General features: G+C 59.3%; 15 protein-coding genes. 7 read left to right on the forward strand and 8 right to left on the reverse strand.

The genetic code is table 11. The annotated features are described in order from the left end of the window. Positions 1-65: 65 nt before the first annotated feature. From AC3WK5_RS07975 to cmoB, 5 genes are all read left to right on the forward strand, one after another. Positions 66-662 (forward strand): hypothetical protein, encoded by a 597-nt coding sequence (locus AC3WK5_RS07975; protein ID WP_103319294.1) that lies wholly within the window; start codon positions 66-68, stop codon positions 660-662. A 264-nt stretch (positions 663-926) separates the two neighbouring features. Next, positions 927-1,319, forward strand: a complete 393-nt coding sequence (locus AC3WK5_RS07980; protein ID WP_054595832.1) for a protease inhibitor I42 family protein — start codon at positions 927-929, stop codon at positions 1,317-1,319. 2 nt (positions 1,320-1,321) lie between these two features. Then, positions 1,322-1,957 carry a lysoplasmalogenase gene (locus AC3WK5_RS07985; RefSeq protein ID WP_103319291.1) on the forward strand — a complete coding sequence of 212 codons (636 nt, stop codon included), beginning with the start codon at positions 1,322-1,324 and terminating at the stop codon, positions 1,955-1,957. Between the two features lie 208 nt (positions 1,958-2,165). Further along, complete coding sequence (gene cmoA / locus AC3WK5_RS07990; RefSeq protein ID WP_177474908.1) at positions 2,166-2,945, forward strand: carboxy-S-adenosyl-L-methionine synthase CmoA; 780 nt, start codon at positions 2,166-2,168, stop codon at positions 2,943-2,945. Further along, entirely contained in the window at positions 2,942-3,898 is a 957-nt protein-coding gene (gene cmoB / locus AC3WK5_RS07995; RefSeq protein WP_103319289.1) for a tRNA 5-methoxyuridine(34)/uridine 5-oxyacetic acid(34) synthase CmoB, read from the forward strand. The genes cmoA and cmoB overlap by 4 nt, the downstream gene beginning before the upstream one ends. Positions 3,899-4,072: 174 nt before the next feature. Here the strand turns inward: cmoB and tadA are convergent, their stop codons facing one another. The 7 genes from tadA to treP all read right to left on the reverse strand — a co-directional run bounded on the left by tadA (position 4,073) and on the right by treP (position 13,656). Further along, complete coding sequence (tadA, locus tag AC3WK5_RS08000) at positions 4,073-4,570, reverse strand: tRNA adenosine(34) deaminase TadA (RefSeq protein WP_054595828.1); 498 nt, start codon at positions 4,568-4,570, stop codon at positions 4,073-4,075. Next, positions 4,570-5,946: a multicopper oxidase family protein gene (locus tag AC3WK5_RS08005; protein WP_103319287.1), complete on the reverse strand. Its 1,377-nt coding sequence runs from the start codon at positions 5,944-5,946 to the stop codon at positions 4,570-4,572. The genes tadA and AC3WK5_RS08005 overlap by 1 nt, the downstream gene beginning before the upstream one ends. Before the next feature lie 248 nt (positions 5,947-6,194). After that, entirely contained in the window at positions 6,195-6,485 is a 291-nt protein-coding gene (locus tag AC3WK5_RS08010; protein WP_103319284.1) for a PTS sugar transporter subunit IIB, read from the reverse strand. Between the two features lie 2 nt (positions 6,486-6,487). Continuing rightward, on the reverse strand, positions 6,488-9,022 hold the full coding sequence (gene ptsP, locus AC3WK5_RS08015; RefSeq protein ID WP_103319282.1) for a phosphoenolpyruvate--protein phosphotransferase: 2,535 nt from the start codon (positions 9,020-9,022) through the stop codon (positions 6,488-6,490). Between the two features lie 61 nt (positions 9,023-9,083). Beyond that, positions 9,084-10,307: a maltoporin gene (locus AC3WK5_RS08020; RefSeq protein ID WP_103319299.1), complete on the reverse strand. Its 1,224-nt coding sequence runs from the start codon at positions 10,305-10,307 to the stop codon at positions 9,084-9,086. A 95-nt stretch (positions 10,308-10,402) separates the two neighbouring features. Next, positions 10,403-12,052: an alpha,alpha-phosphotrehalase gene (gene treC / locus AC3WK5_RS08025; RefSeq protein WP_103319279.1), complete on the reverse strand. Its 1,650-nt coding sequence runs from the start codon at positions 12,050-12,052 to the stop codon at positions 10,403-10,405. A 161-nt stretch (positions 12,053-12,213) separates the two neighbouring features. Further along, positions 12,214-13,656 (reverse strand): PTS system trehalose-specific EIIBC component, encoded by a 1,443-nt coding sequence (treP, locus tag AC3WK5_RS08030; RefSeq protein WP_103319277.1) that lies wholly within the window; start codon positions 13,654-13,656, stop codon positions 12,214-12,216. 222 nt (positions 13,657-13,878) lie between these two features. On the opposite strand from treP, the gene treR reads away from it, so the two are divergent. Together treR and AC3WK5_RS08040 are read left to right on the forward strand one after the other, a co-directional pair. Next, complete coding sequence (treR, locus tag AC3WK5_RS08035) at positions 13,879-14,583, forward strand: trehalose operon repressor (RefSeq protein WP_019693438.1); 705 nt, start codon at positions 13,879-13,881, stop codon at positions 14,581-14,583. A 226-nt stretch (positions 14,584-14,809) separates the two neighbouring features. After that, positions 14,810-17,713, forward strand: a complete 2,904-nt coding sequence (locus tag AC3WK5_RS08040; RefSeq protein ID WP_256588207.1) for a membrane-targeted effector domain-containing toxin — start codon at positions 14,810-14,812, stop codon at positions 17,711-17,713. 51 nt (positions 17,714-17,764) lie between these two features. Here the strand turns inward: AC3WK5_RS08040 and AC3WK5_RS08045 are convergent, their stop codons facing one another. Continuing rightward, a complete protein-coding gene (locus tag AC3WK5_RS08045; RefSeq protein WP_103319271.1) occupies positions 17,765-20,464 on the reverse strand; it encodes an AAA domain-containing protein in 2,700 nt (899 codons plus the stop codon). Positions 20,465-20,471: the final 7 nt, after the last annotated feature.

Here is a 20,471-nt window from a genome sequence, read left to right on the forward strand (position 1 = left end):
CAGGTGGCGCTAATCTTCGAACTTGATAAAACGGCTGCTCACCCCACGTTCTAGAGTGAGCAATCATGGAAGAAAAAGTCGTTGTATTAGCCCCTCCCGTTATCTTGAGTCCAAAGGAGCGGGACGAGGTTGAAACGCTACTGATGGAAGGGACCGGTGAAGTCGGCAACGCAATTTTCGTAAACCCGTACTACATGGCCGAGACTTCTTGGGAAAGAGTGGCCAACGTGGAATCGGACGGGAGCTGGAAGGTTCTCAAACCACCCGTTAACTTTGAGTACCCTAAAAAAGATGCCTGGGTTCGTGTAAGGCAGGAACATTGGAACGGCGAAATCTCAGAGCCAAGCGAAAAAGTATTCTTCACAAAATTGCTCGCTCCACCGGTCATTACGAAGCCTCGCGCTGGAGAACTGCTGCCTCAGCACGAACAAATGATCGAAGGCACAGGTTTTCACCTGAGCACCAATATTGAAATTGAGCTGACAAAAATGGTCCCTCCCGCCCTCACTTACCAAACCAGCGTTCGCCCCGATCGAGCAGGGTGGTGGAAGGCGTCCCCTGGGTGGTCTCTGATGCCCGGTCCCTATGTACTCAAATGCAGGCAAGTATTTAAAGAGCATACTTCGCGGTGGAGTGACGACTTGCTCGTAACAGTTGAGTGACACCAACTCTCCTCTGAAAAACAGCCATGCACTTTGCGGATGTGGCGAAGGTATTGTTCTGACAGTGATGTAGCGCCATTACCATCGCCATCGCTGGCAAGCCTTGCTCCTACGGTCCGCACAATCTGTAGGAGCAAGGCTTGCCCGTGATGGCGTCAGCACTCACGACGCCAGACCTTCGGCCGTCTCAGTCGGGACCGTCACACTTTGATTCATCTTCGGTTATGCTCGCCGTTCGTCGTGATTACCGGAGTTCCCGATCCAATGTCCCCTACCCGTCTGCTTCTGCCCCTGAGCCTCGCCCTGCTGGCCGCCTGCGCCACTCAACCGAAACACAACGTGACGGTGGAAAAACAAAGCGAATGCCCGGTGCAACTGAACAACGGGCAACACCTGATCCTGACCCTGCCAAGCAACCCGACCACCGGTTATCGCTGGGCGATCCAGGATTCTGCCGGCGGTGTGCTGCGGGCGATCAGCCCCGAGGTTTACAGTAACCCGGAGAACACCGGGTTGGTGGGCAGTGGCGGGCAATCGACCTGGCGCTTTCAAGCCTTCGCCGCAGGCAACGGGCGTTTGCGCCTGACTTATCAACAGCCGTGGGAACCGGAAGTCGAACCCGCGCAAACCTTCGACTGCGCGATTTCGGTCAACTGATCATGGGCTGGCTGATTCTGGCGCTGATGGGCGCGGTAACGTTTCTCTACGGAGTGAGCGTGCACGCCGCGTTGCTGTGCCTAGTGGTCAAACCGTTGCCGGTGTTGGCGCTGCTCGGCTGGCTGCACGACGCGCCGCCCAGCGACTATCGGCGCTGGATCAGCCTAGGCCTGATGTTTTCCGTACTTGGCGATGTGCTGCTGGCGTGGCCGGGGGATTTGTTCGTGTTTGGCCTCGGCGCGTTTCTGGTGGCGCACCTGGTGTACTTGAAAGCCTACTTGAGTGATTGCCGACGCCTGGCGCTGGCGCCGCTGATCTTCGCGCTAGGCGTCGGTGCCGTGCTGCTGGGGATTCTGATCAGCCATGGCCTGGGGCCGTTGCTGGTTCCGGTGATCGTCTACGGCGTGGCCATCAGCGCCATGCTTTGGCGTGCCCTGGCCCGTTTGGGCAGCGACGTGCCCAAGCGCTCGGCGCTATTGGCGGCCGCTGGTGCGTTGGCGTTTGTGTTCTCCGACAGCGTGATCGGCATCAGCCGTTTTGTCGTGCCGTTCGAGGCTGCGCCCTACGTGATCATCCTCAGCTACTGGCTGGGACAATGGGGGATTACCGCGTCGGCGTTCCACCAGAAACCGCGCTGAACCCTGTGGCGAGGGGGCTTGCCCCCGTTGGGGCGCGTAGCGGCCCTAAAAACAGTCAATGCGTTTTTAGCTGGATAGACCCTTTGCGAGTGCTATGCACTCGAACGGGGGCAAGCCCCCTCGCCACAAAAGCCCGCTCGCCGCACAGATTGCGTGAACCAGGCGGTTTATCAGACAACCCGCGCATCCACGCGCCAAGTTGGCTAAAATGCCGGCCTTTTCCACATCCGCCGCTGGAACCGCCGTGAGCAAAGAATCCGATCGCCTTTTCGCCCAGCCTTTGGCCCAGGTGCCTGACTTCGCCTTTAACGAGGACGTGGTGCGGGTGTTCCCGGACATGATCAAGCGCTCGGTGCCGGGTTACCCGACCATAGTCGAAAACCTCGGCGTGCTCGCGGCGCAGTTCGCCCAACCGGGTAGCGTGCTCTACGACCTCGGTTCGTCGCTTGGCGCGGTGACCCAGGCCCTGCGCCGTCACGTGCGCACCGACGGTTGCCGGGTAATCGCGGTGGATAACTCGGCGGCGATGGTCGAGCGTTGCCGCGAATACCTCAACGGCCAGGACTCGATGTTCCAGGAGCTGCTGCCGGTTGAAGTGATCGAAGGCGACATTCTCGCGCTGGAGTTCAAACCAGCCTCGGTGGTGGCGCTGAACTTCACCCTGCAATTCATCGCCCCGGACCAACGCCTGGCACTGCTCGCACGTATTCGTCAGTCGCTGTTGCCGGGCGGTGCACTGATTCTGTCGGAGAAGCTGCGTTTCGAAGACGCGCAAGAGCACGCACTGCTCACCGACCTGCACATCGCCTTCAAACGCGCCAACGGCTACAGCGAACTGGAAATCGCCCAGAAGCGTAGCGCCATCGAAAACGTCATGAAGCCCGACAGCCTCCAGGAACACCGCGAACGCCTGCTGGCCGCCGGGTTCTCGAAAGTCGTGCCGTGGTTCCAGTGTCTTAACTTTGCCTCGTTGATTGCCTTGCCATGATTGATCTGTCTCCCCTCGCCCGCCGTCTGGCCGGTACGCCACTGGCCGATTGGGCCAACACCCTGCAAGCGCAACTCGACGTGAAAATGGAAAAAGGTCACGGCGACCTCGAGCGCTGGCAAAGTGCGCTGGACGCCTTGCCGAAGCTCCAGCCGAGTGAAGTCGACCTGCTGAACGGCCTGACCCTCGACACCGACTGCGATGATGAAACCCGAGCGCAAATGCGTACCGCATTGATGGGGTTGTCGCCTTGGCGCAAAGGCCCGTTCGACCTGTTCGGCGTACACGTCGACACCGAATGGCGCTCGGACTGGAAGTGGTCGCGGGTCGCCCCGCACCTGGACCTCAAAGGTAAACGCATTCTCGATGTCGGCTGCGGCAACGGCTACTACATGTGGCGCATGCTCGGCGCGGGTGCCGACAGCGTGATCGGCGTCGACCCGAACTGGCTGTTTTTCTGCCAGTTCCAGGCAGTGCAGCGTTACCTGTCCGAGCCCAACGCCTGGCACCTGCCGTTTCCTTTTGAAGACCTGCCACCGAATCTGGAAGGCTTCGACACCGTGTTTTCCATGGGCGTGTTCTACCATCGCCGCTCGCCAATCGAGCATTTGCTGGCGCTGAAGGATTGCCTGGTCAAGGGCGGTGAGCTGGTGCTGGAAACGCTGGTGATCGAAGGTGACGAGCAACAGGTGCTGGTGCCGGAAGACCGTTATGCGCAGATGCGCAACGTCTGGTTCCTGCCGTCGGTGCCGGCGCTGATGCTCTGGCTACGCCGCGCCGGATTCAGCGATGTGCGCTGCGTGGATGTCAGCGTGACCACGGTTGAAGAACAACGCGGGACCGAGTGGATGAAGTATCAGTCGCTGAGCGACTTCCTCGATCCGGACGATCACAGCAAAACGATTGAAGGTCTGCCAGCGCCGATGCGCGCGGTGATCGTCGCCAAAAAATAACGCAGCACACCTGTGGCGAGGGAGCTTGCTCCCGCTCGAGTGCATAGCACTCGCAAAGGGTCTATCCAGCTAAAAACGCATTGACTGTTTTTAGGGCCGCTTCGCCCGAGCGCGGACCGGCCCGCGGGAGCAAGCTCCCTCGCCACAAAAGCCCTTCCCACATTGGTTGGGTGTTTAGTCTGTTGGTTTGGCCCGTCGGGCCTTGAAGAACTCGCTCAGCACCGTGCCGCACTCTTCGGCCAAGACCCCGCCTTCGACCAGCACCCGGTGGTTGAGAAAGCCCTGGGTGAAGAACTGCCCCTGGCTTTGCACGATCCCGGCCTTGGGCTCCAGCGCCCCGTAGACCACCCGCGCAATCCGTGAATGCACGATCAAACCGGCGCACATGCTGCACGGCTCCAGCGTGACGTACAGCGTGCTGCCCGGCAGGCGATAGTTGCTCACGGCCTGCGCCGCAGCGCGGATCGCGACCATTTCGGCGTGGGCGCTGGGGTCGCTGCCGCTGATCGGGCAATTGAAGCCGCGGCCGATGATTTCACCGTCCTGCACCAGCACCGCACCCACCGGCACTTCACCGAGGGCGGCACCTTGCGCGGCCAGCGCCAGGGCCTCACGCATGAAGTCCTGATCGCGGCTACGGTCGATGATCTTCGCCGGGCGTATCTGACGCATCAGGCCACCTCGATGGCGGCCATCAGGCCGGTTTCCATGTGATCGATCACATGGCAGTGGAACATCCATACCCCGGGGTTATCCGCCACCAGCGCCACCTGGGCGCGCTCGTTCTTGCCCAGCAGGTAGGTGTCGGTGAAATACGGGATGATCTTTTTGCGGTTCGAGGCAATGACCTTGAAGCTCATGCCGTGCAAGTGAACCGGGTGCTGGTACTGGGTCATGTTCTTCAATTCGAAAATGTAGCTTTTGCCTTTTTTCAGAGTAGCAATCGGGCGGTCGGCACAGGTTTTATCGGTGATGTCCCAGGCCTTGCCATTGATCTGCCAAAGGCTCGGCGGCTTGCCATTATCGACGTTCACCGACACCGATCCAACCCACTCGAAATTGAAATTGAGCTTCTCGGCATTGGCCAGGTCCGGCTCGGAAATCGGGTTGGCCGGCAGCGCCGGTGGCCACTGGGTTGGTGCGTCAGTGTTGGCCACCGAGCGCAAGGTGCCAATGCGCACCGGCCCATTACGCAGCGACAATTCTTCACCCGCCGCCGGGGCCTTGATCGCCAGGCAAATCCGCATGCCCGGCCCCAGCCAGTATTCCTTGCCCAGCGGACGCGGCTCGATCGGGTTGCCGTCGAGCGCGTAGATCTGCGCTTCGACGCCCGGAATGTTGAGGCGGTAAGTCAGGGTGTTATCGAGATTCAGCAGGCGCACCCGGGTGATCTGCCCGGCCGGCAAGTCGATCACCGGCAGTGGCACGCCATTGATGGTCGCCAGACGCCCGGCCGTGCCGCCGCGCGCCGCTTCACGAGGAATGCTGAACGGCACAAAAGCGCCCTCTTCATCGACGTGCCAGCTTTTCAGGCTGAGGGTCTTCTCATAGTGGAAACCGGTGGGCTCGCGTTCTTCGATGATCAGCGGCCCGACCAGCCCGCGCCCCAGCTCTTCGCTGCTGTTGACGTGCGGGTGATACCAGTAGCTGCCAGCGTCCGGTACGCGGAATTTGTAGTCGAAATACTCGCCCGGCAGCACTGGCAATTGCGAGACGTACGGCACGCCGTCCATCTCCAGCGGCAAACGGATGCCGTGCCAGTGAATGGTCGTAGGCACCGGCAGATGGTTGATGAAGCGCACCCGCAGCCATTCGCCCTGACGTACCCGCAGTTCCGTCCCCGGCGCCGACGGACCAAAGGCCCAGGCCTCGGTTTTGTGCCCCGGCACCAGCTCGACATCCAGCGGCGCGGCGATCAGCTCGTAGTCGTGACCCGCACTGGCGTCGGCCATTTTCCCCAGCCAGTAACGCGATGCACCACCGGCCCCGACGCCCACTACTGCCAAACCGGCCAGACCACCCAGTATTTGTCGACGGGTAAAGGACATGAACTCAACAACCTCACGTATCAGCGGCAGGCCAGTGCCCGCAAAAGGCGAATACGATACACCTGCGGATGAGAAACAGTAAGGGCAACAAAGGGACACAGATTACCTGTGGCGAGGGAGCTTGCTCCCGCTGGGGCGCGAAGCGGCCCTAAAACCTGAAACCGCATTCCGTCAGACACCGCGCGCAGGATGGTTTTACGACTGCTTCGCAGCCGAGCGGGAGCAAGCTCCCTCGCCACAGGATTCGGTTACGCATCCAGTCCTGTGATCAGATGCACCACGCCACTCGCCAACGTCATCACCCCCGGCACACCCGCTGCACGCAAGGCCGTCGCGTCCAGCAGCGCGGTATCCTTCAACTCCACCCGCACCCGCGTCAGGGCAACCCGCTGTTGCGACTTGAGGTTGTTCGCCCCGCCCAGCGCGGCTATGACATTCGCTGCCAGGCCGGAGACAGGATGAGCAGCCACCTTCGGCTCATCCACCACCAGATCCGGGGTCAACGCCTTCCAGAACGCCCGTTGCATTTTCTCGAACATGTTCAGCTCTCCAACACCTGTGAAGTTTCGACCATTGCCTGCTGCTGCACACTCAAGGCCTCGCGGACCTGCTCGGCACTTTCCAGCCCCAGCACCTGATGCGCGATGGCCTGACAGTCGCTGAGCTCGACCTCGCGAATCGCGGCCTTGATCGCCGGAATCAGCGGCACGCTGACCGACAGCTCATCCACGCCTAACCCCAGCAACAGCGGCACCGCCAACGTCTCCGACGCCAGCGCGCCACACACCCCGACCCACTTGCCATGGGCATGGGCGGCCTTCACGGTGCTGGCGATCAGGCGCAGCACCGAAGGGTGAAAACTGTCGGCCTGACTGGCCAGGCGCGGGTGATCGCGGTCCATGGCCAAGGTGTACTGGGTCAGGTCGTTGGTGCCGATGGAAAAGAAATCCACCTCGGGCGCAAACAGGTCCGCCATCAGCGCCGCTGCCGGGACCTCGATCATGATGCCGAGTTTCGGCAGCTCCCTGAGCCCCAGCGCCAGCGCCTCTTCTTCAAGCATCAGCCGCGCCAGGCGCAGCTCCGACAGCTGGCTGACCATCGGCAACATGATGTGCAGACGGGCCAGCCCGGCGCTGCTCAGAATCGCCCGGAACTGCTCACGCAGCAGTTGTGGACGCTCCAGGCACAAGCGAATCCCGCGCATCCCCAGAAACGGATTGGCCTCGCTGTCCATTGGCACGTAGGCCAAGGGTTTGTCGCCGCCGACGTCCAGCGTGCGCACCACCAGATTGCGCTGCGGGCCCAGTGCGCGGGCGATGGCGCTGTAGGTGCCGGCCTGTTCATCGTGACTCGGCGCCACGCTGCGCTGCTGATACAAAAACTCCGAACGCAACAGGCCGATACCTTCAGCCCCGAGGCTCATGGCCTGCTCGGTTTCGGCCAGCGAAGCCACATTGGCCGTGACTTCGAAGTGATGACCGTCGCGGGTGACGGCGGCCCGTGCAGCGTTTTCCAACTCGTGTTGATGACGCTGGCGTTGCTGCTGGCGTTTGGCATGCAACTGCTCGATCACCGACACTGCCGGGTCCAGGTGCAATTCGCCCTTGTCGGCATCGAGCAGCACTCGGGTGCCACTGGCCAGCGACAGCACTTGCAGCGGTAAACCACACACCGCCGGCAAGCCCAGGGCCCGGGCGAGAATCGCCACATGGCTGGTGGCACCTCCGCCGACGGTGGCGAAGCCCAACACTTTGCCGGTATCCAGCGCAGCGGTCTGCGACGGCGTCAGTTGTTCGGCAATCAAGATCGCCTGATCCGGCAACTCCCAGACACCGTCCGGCACCCCGAGAATCAGCTTGAGCACACGCTGGCCGACGTCCATCAGGTCCAACGCGCGCTCAGCGAGCAACGTGCTGCCCAGCGACTTGAACAGAGTAGCGGTGGCTTCGGTGGCGCTGTTCCAGGCAAATGCCGCGCTCTTGCCCTCAGCGATCAGGGCCTGGGCTTGCTCCAGCAGGCTCGGGTCTTCCAGCAGTTCCTGATGCGCCTTGAAAATGTCCGACTGCGCCTCGCCCGCCGCGTTGTCACGCAAGCGTTGCAGTGCCTGCGTCGCGTGCATCAGCGCACGTTCCAGCGAATCACGCTCCACCTGTTGATCCGCGGCAAACTCAGGCATTTCCAGGGTACGTTCAGCGACTTGCACCACGTAGCCGAAGGCCGAACCCGCTGAAGCACAGACACCGCGCAGCAGTTTCGTCGATACCTCCTGCGCCTCAACCACTGGTGCTACCACTGCCACCGGAGTCACAGCCTCACCGCAACCATCCGCCAGCAATTGAGCCAGCGTGCTGATTGCCAATTCGGCATCTTCGCCCACCGCACTGACCTGCAACGCATCGCCATGCACCGTCTGCAACGCCATGATCGCTACCAGCGACTTGGCGTTGGCGCTGTCCTGCTGCTTGTGCAGGCAAATGCTCGCCGCAAAGCCTTTCGCCGCCTGCGCAAAGACCGCCGCCGGCCGTGCGTGCAAACCGTTGGGGTTAGGCAGATGAACCGGTTTGGAGAACAGCGCTTCGCCCTCCTCCTGCGCAACAACGGTACGCGGATCGCCCAGGCTCAGGCGCAACACCGGCTGCGCACAGGCCACCAGACCGCTGTCCGGTGTCAGCAGACTGAAGGGCTCGCCGCTGACCACCAGCATCAAGGTCAACAGGCTGCGGGCATGCAGGGCGATATAGTCAGCATCGAACTCGATCAACGGCTGCCCGGCCTCGACACGCTGGCCCTGCTCGACCAAGGCGCTGAACCCCTGGCCTTTCAGGTTCACGGTGTCCAGGCCAATGTGCAGTAACACCTGCACACCGCTGTCATCGGTGATGCTGATCGCATGGCCGCTGTGTTGAAGATTGCTGACTACGCCGGCCAACGGTGCGCAAAGGACCTGCGAGGTCGGATCGATGCACAGGCCGTCGCCGATCACCCGGCTGGCGAACACCGGATCCGGTACGTGATCAAGCGGCATCAGCACCCCGGACAGCGGCGCCAGCAATTGCAAGGGTTGGGTTAGGGTCATGACTTCACCTGCGGTTTTGTTCTTTGAAGTGCCGATGGAGCGCGAGCCCCGACAGCATCGCTTATTTCCACCAGTACTCGACCTGCAATCCGACGTTCGCACCATGCAGTGCCGTGCCGAACGCGCCGGTATCGGACAACGCCGAACCTTGCGCCAGTTCATTCGCTGCACGCTTGGCCGCCTCGTTCCAGCTGGCATAGGTGTAGTACAAACGCACCTCGGGACGCTCCCAGAAACCCGGACCTTTGGGCGACCAGGTCGGGGCAAAGGTGAACTTGCTCAGCTTGCGCGTGCCACCGGGAGCCTCGACCTGATCGTGCCCCAGCTCAGTCACCAGTTTGAATTGATCGGTGATCGCATACGCTGGACGAACGCCCAGGGAAATCCAGTTCTGGCCGTTACCGTCCGGGCGAATGTCCTTTTGATAGACCGCTTCGACCTGACCACCAAAACGCGGCGTCAGTTGCCAGTCGAAGAACTCCACCAGGCGGTAGCTCTTGTTGCGGTCATCCAGCCCCACATCGCCGGTGTAGCCCAACCCGGTGCCGGGGCCTTCGCCGTATTGCAGCGCCAGTTTGTTCTTGCCGCCGAAAAAGTCTTTTTGCACATGTTGAGCGGTGATCGCCCAGCCTGCGTGCGCGTCGCGACGGTCGGGTTTGTCGATGTAGCTCAGGCCAAACTCCAGCTCGCCGCCGGGGTTGGTATCAAAGCCTGAGACGTTGAAGTCGTGTCGAGTAACGTAGTCCTTCTGGTACAGGTTGTCCTTGCGCGAAAACGCGTAGCTGTATTTCAGGTCGCCAATCTTCACGTCCTCGATACCGCCGCCCGTGGCGCTCTGGTTCCAGTAGTAGAAGTCGGAAATGTGGATGTCGTTTCGTTTGTAGTAGCGCCGACCGGCCCACAGCGAACCGCCGTTAAGGCTCGGCAGGTTCGACCACTGCGCATACATCTGCGGCATCCGCACCGAGCCGTTGTCACCCTGGAACGTCAGGTTGCGGTCGTACTGGTTGTACAGCGAAGCCATGCCATCGACGCTGAGCACCGAGCCGTCATCGAGGGTCAGCAGGTTCTGACGCAATTCCAGCTCCGCGTACTGTTCGCACTCGTTACCCAGACGGTACTTCGACTCTGCGCCAGGAAGTTTGAAACACGATTGCGAACTGCCGTTAACCCCGGTCCCGACGCCGCTGCGCAGGTAGCCGGCGAACTCCAGAGCGTGGGCCGAGAACGGCAATACCAGGCACACGCACGATGCCGCAAGGCTGCGATTTATTGTTGTTTTCAAGAGCCACCCCATTATTTTTATTGTGCTCATCCGGCAAAACCTGCGCGCAAAAGCCCCCGCGCAGTGCCCTGCGAGTTGTTTGAAAAGCCTGTTGTTTAGTGGTCGGTCAGGTGCAGAACGAATGACTCGTAAGGCCGCAGGAACAGCTGCTGCTTGCGCACCTCACAGTCCGGGTAGTTGCTGATCACCCGGCGTTGCAACATGCAGTCGGTGATCACCCGTTCCGGCAGCTCGACTTCACACGCCGTGCCATAGAAGTTATTCACCACCAACAACCGCTCGCCGTCGCCTTCACGCAGGTACACCCAGACCTGTTTGTGCGTGGGCAAGAGCTGGCGATACACGCCGTCCTGGATCAGCGGTTCGCTGCGGCGCAAGGCAATCAGCTGGCGATAGTGGTGCAGCACCGAAGTCGTGTCGTCGAGCTGGTTTTCGACGTTGATCTGCGTGGCGTTGGCCGGCACGCCGATCCACGGCTCGCTGCTGCTGAAACCGGCATTGGGTAACGCGCTCCACTGCATGGGAGTGCGACTGTTGTCGCGGGACTTTTGCATGATCGCGGCCATGCTCGAGGCCTCGGACTCGCCCGCCTCGCGCTTGAGGCGATAGATGTTCAGGGTTTCGACATCCCGGTACTGCTCGATGCGCTCGAAGCCCGGGTTGGTCATGCCCAACTCTTCACCCTGATAGATGAACGGCGTGCCCTGCAGAAAGTGCAGCGCAGTGCCGAGCATCTTCGCCGAGACCACCCGATGCTCGCCGTCATCGCCAAACCGCGACACCACGCGCGGCTGATCGTGGTTACACCAGAACAGCGCATTCCAGCCGCCGCCGGCCTGCATCCCGGTTTGCCAATCGGAAAGAATGCGCTTGAGTTCGAGGAAGTCGAAATCGGCGCGAACCCATTTCTGCATGTTGGGGTAATCGACTTTCAGGTGATGAAAATTGAAGGTCATCGACAGCTCTTTCGAGTCCGGTCGCGAATAGCGGATGCAGTGCTCAAGGCTGGTGGAAGACATCTCGCCGACGTTGATCAGGTCATGACCTTCGAAGACTTCGCGGTGCATTTCCTGCAAGTACTCGTGCACGTTCGGGCCGTCGGTGTAGAAGCGTCGGCCGTCGGTGTGGTCTTCGGGGAAGTCCGCCGGCTTGGAGATCAGGTTGATCACATCCAGACGGAAACCGCCCACGCCTTTGTCACGCCAGAAGCGCATCAGCTTGAAGACTTCAGCACGCACCTGCGGGTTGTCCCAATTCAGGTCGGCCTGGGTGTGGTCGAACAGGTGCAGGAAGTACTGACCGGTTTGCGCCTCGTATTCCCAGGCCGAGCCGCCGAATTTGGACTCCCAGTTGTTCGGCTGATCGCGCCAGATGTAGAAGTCACGGTACGGGTTATCGAGGCTGCTGCGCGCTTGCTGAAACCAGCTGTGCTCGATGGAGGTATGGTTGACCACGATATCGAGCATCAGCTTGATCCCACGCTTGCCGGCCTCGGCAATCAGCAACTCGCAGTCGGCCATGGTCCCGTAGCTCGGGTCGATGGCGTAGTAGTCGCTGATGTCGTAGCCGTTGTCGCGTTGCGGCGAGCGCAGGAACGGGGTGATCCACAGGCAGTCGACACCCAGCCATTGCAGGTAATCGAGCTTGGCCACCACCCCGAGCAAATCGCCCGTGGGGTTGCCGGCGTGGCTGTGAAAACTCTTCGGGTAGATCTGGTAGATCACCGAACGCTGCCAGTCTTGCATGGCGCAATTCCTTCAATTGGTTTTGTACTGACCACTTTTCTTTTGTGGCGAGGGGGCTTGCCCCCGCTGGGCTGCGCAGCAGTCCTGATTTGCGTTGCATCCACCGGTTCTCGACCGCTTCGCGCCCGAACGGGGGCAAGCCCCCTCGCCACAGGAATCTGTCAGGCAACGCGATACCCGGGCCGAACGATTTTCATGCTCATGCCACAGGTCAACACGAACGGCACGACCATGGCGATGACCATCCCGACAATGAACATCGGAATGAACTGCGGGATGATCGAGATGAAACCGGGCAAGCCGCCGACACCAATCGCCGAGGCCTGAACCTTGTTCAGCGACAGGAACATGCAGCCCAGCGCCGAGCCGCTCAGCGCCGCGTAGAACGGAAACTTGTAGCGCAGGTTGACGCCGAACATCGCCGGTTCAGTGATGCCGAAATAGGCGGAAATCGCCGAGGTCGAAGCCATGCTTTTGTCCCGTGCGCTACGGGTCATATAGAACACCCCGAGTGCCGCGCTGCCTTGTGCAAGGTTGGACATGACGATCATCGGCCAGATGAACGTGCCGCCCTGGGTCGAGATCAGTTGCAGGTCCACCGCGAGGAACATGTGGTGCATGCCGGTGATCACCAACGGTGCATAGAGCAGACCGAAAATAGCCCCGCCAACCATCGGCGCCAGGTCGAACAAGGTCACCACGCCTTCGGTAATCAGAATCCCCAGGTGCCGGGTCACCGGACCGATCACGGCCAGCGCCAACACCCCGGTCACGACGATGGTGGTAATCGGCACCACCAACAGTTGAATGGCGTTCGGCACGCGTGCCCGCAGCCATTTTTCGATGACGCTCATAACGTAGGCGGCCATCAGGATCGGCAGGATCTGGCCCTGATAGCCGACCTTCTCGATCTTGAACCAGCCGAAAATATCGAAGTACGGCAGGCTCTGGCCGTCCAGCCCGGCCACCGCCTTGCCGTAGTTCCAGGCGTTCAGCAGGTCCGGGTGAACCAGCATCAGGCCGAGCACGATGCCGAGGATTTCACTGCCGCCAAAACGCTTGGCCGCCGACCAGCCGACCAGCGCCGGGAGGAACACGAACGAGGTGTTGGCCATCAGATTGATCAGGCTCCAGACACCGTCCAGTGTCGGGTAGGCCTCAAGCAGAGTCTTGCCGGCAATGAACATGCCTTTGGCGCCGATCAGGTTGTTCACGCCCATCAACAGGCCGGCAATGATCAGCGCCGGCAGAATCGGCATGAACACATCGGAGAACACCCGCACCAGACGCTGCATGGCATTGGTCTTGTCGGCGCCCTTTTGTTTCACATCGGCGATGGTCGACGCGGCAAGGCCGGTCTGTTGGCGCAGCGCGGCGTAGACCTTCTCGACCTCGCCGGGACCGATGACCACCTGAAACAGGCCTCCGGTGAAAAACGAGCCTTTGACCAGGTCGATCTGGTTCAGCGTCGCGCTGTCGACCCGCTGCGGGTCTTTGAGGGCCAGGCGCAGACGCGTAACGCAATGCGCGGCCTGTTCGAGGTTGTCAGCACCACCGAGGCTATGAAGCAGCTCGCTGGCGATAGTCGGGTAATCGTGGCTCATGCTTTTTCATCCACTGTGTTTTTTTGTTGTTGGCAGCATGCCGAAGCGAAAAGTACTCGTCTGTACGAGTTATTGCAATAACTCGTACAGACGAGTTTCAATTTGTTTACTCACAAGCCGACCAGCGGCCCTATTTCCCACGGGTGAGTATTTCAACGCTAAATGGACAAACCCCACCTCTGCCCTTAAGGTTCCTGCCTTGAGCACAACGCAGCCATCCCTATGAGCAAATACAACCAGATCTACAGCGATCTGCTTGCCAGCATCACCACCGAACGTCTGGAACGCGGCGCCCGGTTGCCTTCCGAAACCGAATTGATGGACAGCTACCAGGCCAGTCGCGGCACCGTGCGCAAGGCTATCGAACTGCTTCAGGAACGCGGCTTCGCGCAAAAAATCCACGGTAAAGGCACCTTCGTACTGTCGACCAACCCGATCGAATTCCAGCTCGGCGGCATCGTCAGTTTTCAGGAGACCTACCCAAGGCTGGGCAACGACGTCAGCACCGAGGTCGTGGAGTTCGAGCAGATTCCCCTGCAAGGCGCCTTGCTCGAACACCTGAAAGCCGAAGAAGGCAGCCTGATCACGCGGATCAAGCGCGTACGGCGAATCGATGGAAAAAGGGTCATCCTCGACATCAACCACTTCGTCGCCGAGCTCATTCCGGGGCTGAACCGCGAGATCGCCGAGCACTCGATCTACGCCTTCATCGAGCAGACCCTGCAACTGCAAATCGCCTATGCCCAACGCACCATCGAAGCAGTGCCGCGGAGCAAGGATGACCAGCAGCACCTGGACCTCGACGGCCAGAGCCATGTGATCGTGGTCAGCAACCAGACCTTTTTGCAGGATGGCCGCCAGTTCGAATACACCGAATCACGGCATACCCTGGACAAGTTCTACTTTTCGGATGTGGCGCGGCGCTGACTCGGCGCCAGCAGCGAAGTTCGAAGACACTCTTTTCTTACAGGGTTCGTCGATCAAGACCAAAACCCGATAGCTCCCGCTCCTACAGATTCAAACGGGTCTGGTTGGCATAGTTCCTCGTCTCTTACCCCCATTTCTCAAGGAGCGAGAAGTGAACACGCCTGAATCAATTTCCCCGTCCCTCCTCCCGAACCCAGCCGACGAACGATCTCTAAAAGCACTGGTAGTGCCCTTTACCGAGGCCTGCCCCGACATGCATGCGATGGCCCACGAAGTAGCAAAGGGCATACTCGCCAAACACGGAATCACAGGCATCGACCCGGACAAGGTCTGGTGGCACCGTTTCGATAACGTATCGGTCAGCAGCCCCAAGGCTTTTCTGGGCTGGGAGCGTTATCCGAAACCCAGTGAGTCGTTGACCTTGCCGCAATTGGTCGTCCAGCGATTCCGCCTCAGCGATCAGGAAGACCCTGGCATGCCGGACGGCGACGGCGGCTTTTATAACGAAGGCCCGCACGCCTCCATTTTCAACGAAACCAATGAAGTGCGGATGTACCCCAGGGATGTCCTGAAAGACTTCTGGGCCCTCAACTTCAGCCAGTCCTACCGAGAAAAAATGGAGCGTTTCTGGCCCCTCCATTCGGACGACTTTCGTACCCTGGCCAAACTCAATTTCCTGGTGCAGGCACTCGACGAACACGATGGGGCTCGGCTGAACAACGAAAACCTCAAGACCGTGATCAAAGCCGTGGCCGGCAATGTCTCCTGGCCGGTCAGCCTCGACATGCTGCAAACGCAGGCACACCCTGTGGACGGGTTACGCGTGTGTGCCCTGGATATCGGGGGTTATCAGGCCACCGACATCCTCTGCATCACCGACCGCAACGGCGTGAACATTCTTTACACACCGGGTGAAACCCAAACATTTCACATCTTCACCACCCTGCTCGATTTCCATTGGTGGCTACTGCTGCAAAACAACTTTGCGGAAAACCGGGCGCGATTCATGAGCCATTTCCCGTTGTCCGCCCAACAGCAGGACAACGGCAAAATCGGTCTGAACGCCACGATCGACCTGCTCTACACCACGTGGGGCGCCTACGACCATCACCTGATCAATCAAAACGCCGAGCCGATCGCCGGCGATGTTTTCAGCTGGTTGCGAGACTCGGTGAAGGCTCGCATGTACAGCGATGCGGACTTGTCCCTGCATTCCAACGGACAACTGCGAAAAAAGCTCTGGATCGGCTATCTGAACGCGTTTGTTCACCTCTTCGGCTCAATGGCCGGTCTTGGCTGGCCGGTGGCACTGGCTGCCGTTGGCGCCGGCATTGCCGATATGGGGTTGAACATTGATCAGGCGATCAACGGCAGTACCAAGGCCGAGCGCAAGGCGGGAGTCGTTGGCGCCATCTCCAGCGGTATCGAAACCCTGTTCAACCTGCCTTTCCTGCGTGGAGCAACGGAGCTTGCCGAAGTAGGTGAAGCCAGCGAAACCTTCAGTCCACAGGACAGCGTCACCGAACCTGTCGATGAAGCACCAACCAACCCTTCAGGCATACCCCCCATTGCCCGATTCGCCCCCGGCCCGGCCTACGCGGAGCAAGGCGCGGAGCTGCTCTCATCCTTCGAAACCAATGAAGTGCTGGATGGCTTGTCACCCATCAGCGAGGAAGGCAAGTTCGCCGGTATCTATCAGCCGCCAAGCGGCGGCAACTATGTGCTGATCAACGACAGCTATTACCTTGTACGCTACGTCGAGGCATTGAAAACCTGGGTCATCATTGACCCGGCCAACCCCTACTCGTTTTATCGCAGCCTGCCCGTTCGCCTGGACGCCGCCGGAGAATGGCAACCCATCAACCGACCGGGCCTGTTCGGCGGTGGCAAATTCGATGGGTTATGGCCGTGGGGTCGTGATAGCACACCGCTGCCGGACATCGACAGCCCGCCCAGCACATACGATATGCCGCAGGCCTCGCGCGAACAGCTCAAAGACCTCGCCCGAGGGGGCGGAAGCAAATACGACCTCAAAGACTACACCGCCAGCCTGCCCAAGCCTGACGGCAGTAATCCCGTTGCCGACTTCAAGGCCATGCGGCAAACCCTGTACCGGGACGCGACGGCTTTCTTCGAATCAAACACTCTGCCAGCCAGGCCCGAGATCCCTACCCTGCCAGCCCACCTGCCCAGCAAGGAGATCATCAAGAAACTGTATCGCCTGATCTCGGGGCTGGTGGTCGGTGAGAGCCATTCAAGCGTTGCCAGCAAACAGTTCCTGATCGAAAACATGGAGGTGCTGAGCAAGCAAAAGGTCAAGACGCTCTACATGGAGCATTTGCTGAGCGACTTCCATCAGGCCGACCTGGACATCTTCAACCGGACGGGCACCTTGTCCGAAGATCTCGAGAGCTACCTGAGAACTCAGGATCGAGGGCACGGCACCGACCCCAGTGGTCAGTTCACGTTTCTGGAAGTGGTCAAGGCCGCCCGCAAAAGCCATATCCGGATCCAGGCCATCGATTGCATGGCCAGCTACAGAAGCACGGGAATGACCGGCGTCGAAAGTAACTTTCGCCAGCGGATGATGAATTTTTTTGCCCATGAGGTGATCAGCGCCGATCAGGCTGCCCGAGGTGCTCATCGCTGGGTTGCATTGATGGGAGACAGTCACGCCAGCACATGGGAAGGCGTGCCGGGTGTCAGCGAACTGGAGGGAGGCATCAGTTTGCGCATAGAAAGCACCGATGCCGGTACGGCGAGAGGCATCGAAGTGGACCCGGGGCGTATTCCAACCGATAACTTCGGCCGGCCGCTGGCCAGCGTCAAAGGTGATCTGCGCCTGCAACTGGATACACCGCCCAGTGTTGCGCTGGCCGAAAATCTGGAAAAAGGCCTGCGCAATACCGGTGATTACACGGTGATGAATATCGATAAACGGGCCACGCTCATTCATCGCAGCAGCGACGGCTCTATCGTTCGCACACCGATACAGCGCGACCATGGCTCGTTCTACGTTGAGCGACCCAAATGGCCGTCCATCAGTGGTCGACGCTACCCCAGCATTGCGGAGTTCTCGGCGGCATTAAGGCTCATTGGACTCAAACAGGTCCAGGTGGCGGGCACCTGATACGCAAAAGGCGCCTCACGGCGCCCCTGTGGTTCAAATTGCACCCACGGTTTAATTCGAAACGTTGCTTGCCCACTGCGACAGAAATGCGGCCACCCGCTCCTCAATGCGGCTCTCGACAGTTCGCAAACGCAACAAGGGGATATCACACTTGCGCAGGATGCTGTCTTTCAAGGCATCCCGTTCCGCCTGTTCCGGCTTGTCATGTTCGCCCCCATCGACCTCTATCACGCCCAGCGGCTTTTTTCCTACTTTGTAATAGAGCACGAAATCGCAACTGGCGTGGTTTCTCATGAATTCCAGCTCCCGCGTCGTCAGGCCCGCGCAGGTTGTCGAGACCAACTGAATCAGCGCGATCTGGGAGTGAAACGTGATCCCCCTGCACGCATCCTGATCCAGCGCCTCACGCAGTATCTGCGCCACGATCTGCTCGGATCTGTATCGGGATTCATCCCGTCGTAACCTGGCGTTGAGCCGTTCGAGCGATTGGTCGTATTCCTTATAGAGTAGGTCGAAGGCCGAGATCACTGGAGCACGGTGCAGTTGCCTGTCTTCCGCGTAATATTCGATGTAGCGAACCAGCGCCGCGATGTGCCCGTTGTTCTTCGTGAAGACGTCGTCTCCCGTGACCAGGGTGAAGCGATGCTTGGCGCGGGATACCGCCACATTGACCATGCGTGGATCATCCACGAAAGTCAGGAATTTTGGGGTAGTGCTCTTTTTGTCCAACACTGTTGAAAAGACGATTTCGTCGCACTCACGCCCCTGGAACTTGTGCACGGTGTCATTGACGAAGTCAGCCGGCAAAACCGTTCCCGAAAGCGTCGCTTGAGCCCTGAAAGGCGCGATGAAGCCCCGGCCGTCCTCACCCTCCCAGACACTTTCGCCCTCTCCTTCAAGTATCGCCAGCAACGAATCCAGCTCGCGAAGGTTGGTGGTCTTTCGCGTATGGTTGCCCTTGGCAGTGACCAGCAGCGACAACGGCTTTTCACCGCTGTCTTTGGTCATCGGAACCAGTTGGTTGTCATAGAACTGCTGATTGCAGAACTGAATGATTCGCGGGTGGCAACGATAGTGCTCTTTGAGCAACGTCGTCGGGATCGAACCATTGAACACACTGACGCACGAATCGAGCAGGCTGTGCTTCTCGCAATCATAGTGATCCTTGGGCGCTGCCATACCCAACTTTGCCGGAATATGCGCCAACTGTTTTCTATCGCCCACGATGATCAGGTTCTTTGCGCAACCAAGTGCCAATATTCCCGGAACGATGTCCTGTTGCGAGGCCTCGTCGATGATGACGTAGTCGAGCATCGCGCCGCTTTCGAGCGAATTGATGATCGAGTGTGTGCTACTGGAAATGATCGGATAGCGTTTCAGGAACCCATCCAACTTGCGTTTGTAAGTCTTGGCATCGAAGGGTTCAGGGTTCGGCACATGCTGATGCAGGTGCTGCTTGAGGTACTTCATCGAAGCGCTCGTCAGCTCTTCCAGCAGCACTTGGTAACTGCCAAGTCGTAACGCTTGCTGATGGCTGGTCAATGCCACCTGCTTTTCCTGCAAAACCTTGTCGTAGTAATGAAGCTGCAGGGCATAGAAGGTCGATTTGCGCTTTTCCCAATTATCAAATGGTTTCATGCGCAAAATTCGGAAATTGAACAGCATCTCGATTCTGTCCCTGATCCTGACGCGGCCACCAGCCATATGTGTCAGGTAAGCCATCAAATCAGCGGACTTTTGCGGGGAGAGCTTGTACTTGTCCAAGGCAGGTATTTGTACGCCGTTGTCCTGCTGCCATTGCTGCAGATAGCGCCGCTCCACCTCAAGCTCATCGATTTCAATCTGCAGTTGCGCCACCGCGTTGCGGGCACTCAGAAAACCCTTGAGCTGTTGCAAGACGACCTGAATACGCTCCATTGAAGGAGCGGCTTCGGGAACCGCCGAAGGTCGAGGACGCGGATTGGCGAAGAATGCCTCACGGTTCTCGGTGCTGCCCAAACTGGCAACAAGATAATCCAGCCCGGATTTACCCAGTTTTTCGCAGACATTCGCAACGGCCGAATTGTTGTTGGACACCACCGCCACGTTTTTTCCACGCAACAGGATGTTGGCGACGATATTCAAAATGGTCTGGGTCTTGCCGGTGCCGGGTGGCCCTTCGATCAGACTGATCTGCGAGGTGAAGGCCTGCTCGACGGCCTGAAGCTGACTTTCATTGATACCAAAAGGAAAGATGAAATGACCGGTTTGTTCCTGCTGTGCGTTCTTCCCGGTGCAGTAGGCGTGCAATGCAGTATCCGCACATGAAGGTATTGCGCTTAGCTGGCGCAACACATTTTCGGCGATCACCTTGTCTGCAGGTTTCACGGCCTGTTCGACCCGACTATTAGCGACGGAAAGGAAATAGTTGTAGGTCGGCTCATCCTTCATCTTTGTTGGGGTGACAAGCTCAATAGTGTCCATCTTGAACAGGTAACGTGCCGTGCTTCCCGAATACTGTACGACGGCATATTTCTCGCCGTAGATCGCAGCTTTCTCAATGGGACTTGTTACTGAGCTGCCTTTTTTGCGCAGAAGCTGGTCTTTCAGCTCTCGGGTCGGAACGACTTCGCAGTCCCCGAGCGAATAAGGAACGCGCTCACCCGATAGATCGCGACAAGTCAGCACGAATTCACCGTGGCCGTCACTCTTCATCGTCCAGTCACTGATCTGCTCGGCGCTGTCTTTACCGTTGACGTAAATAGAAACCATATATCCC

It is taken from the genome of Pseudomonas sp. FW306-02-D09B (assembly GCF_058782685.1).

What these genes read in the sequence shown, in the direction of transcription:
- AC3WK5_RS08010 (WP_103319284.1), bottom strand. Translation starts at nt 6,485, where the DNA reads ATGTTCGAGAAAATGCAACGGGCGTTCTGGAAGGCGTTGACCCCGGAT.
- cmoB (WP_103319289.1), top strand. Translation starts at nt 2,942, where the DNA reads ATGATTGATCTGTCTCCCCTCGCCCGCCGTCTGGCCGGTACGCCACTG.
- AC3WK5_RS08045 (WP_103319271.1), bottom strand. Translation starts at nt 20,464, where the DNA reads ATGGTTTCTATTTACGTCAACGGTAAAGACAGCGCCGAGCAGATCAGT.
- cmoA (WP_177474908.1), top strand. Translation starts at nt 2,166, where the DNA reads ATGCCGGCCTTTTCCACATCCGCCGCTGGAACCGCCGTGAGCAAAGAA.
- AC3WK5_RS07975 (WP_103319294.1), top strand. Translation starts at nt 66, where the DNA reads ATGGAAGAAAAAGTCGTTGTATTAGCCCCTCCCGTTATCTTGAGTCCA.
- ptsP (WP_103319282.1), bottom strand. Translation starts at nt 9,022, where the DNA reads ATGACCCTAACCCAACCCTTGCAATTGCTGGCGCCGCTGTCCGGGGTG.
- treC (WP_103319279.1), bottom strand. Translation starts at nt 12,052, where the DNA reads ATGCAAGACTGGCAGCGTTCGGTGATCTACCAGATCTACCCGAAGAGT.
- tadA (WP_054595828.1), bottom strand. Translation starts at nt 4,570, where the DNA reads ATGCGTCAGATACGCCCGGCGAAGATCATCGACCGTAGCCGCGATCAG.
- AC3WK5_RS07980 (WP_054595832.1), top strand. Translation starts at nt 927, where the DNA reads ATGTCCCCTACCCGTCTGCTTCTGCCCCTGAGCCTCGCCCTGCTGGCC.
- AC3WK5_RS08005 (WP_103319287.1), bottom strand. Translation starts at nt 5,946, where the DNA reads ATGTCCTTTACCCGTCGACAAATACTGGGTGGTCTGGCCGGTTTGGCA.
- treR (WP_019693438.1), top strand. Translation starts at nt 13,879, where the DNA reads ATGAGCAAATACAACCAGATCTACAGCGATCTGCTTGCCAGCATCACC.
- AC3WK5_RS07985 (WP_103319291.1), top strand. Translation starts at nt 1,322, where the DNA reads ATGGGCTGGCTGATTCTGGCGCTGATGGGCGCGGTAACGTTTCTCTAC.
- treP (WP_103319277.1), bottom strand. Translation starts at nt 13,656, where the DNA reads ATGAGCCACGATTACCCGACTATCGCCAGCGAGCTGCTTCATAGCCTC.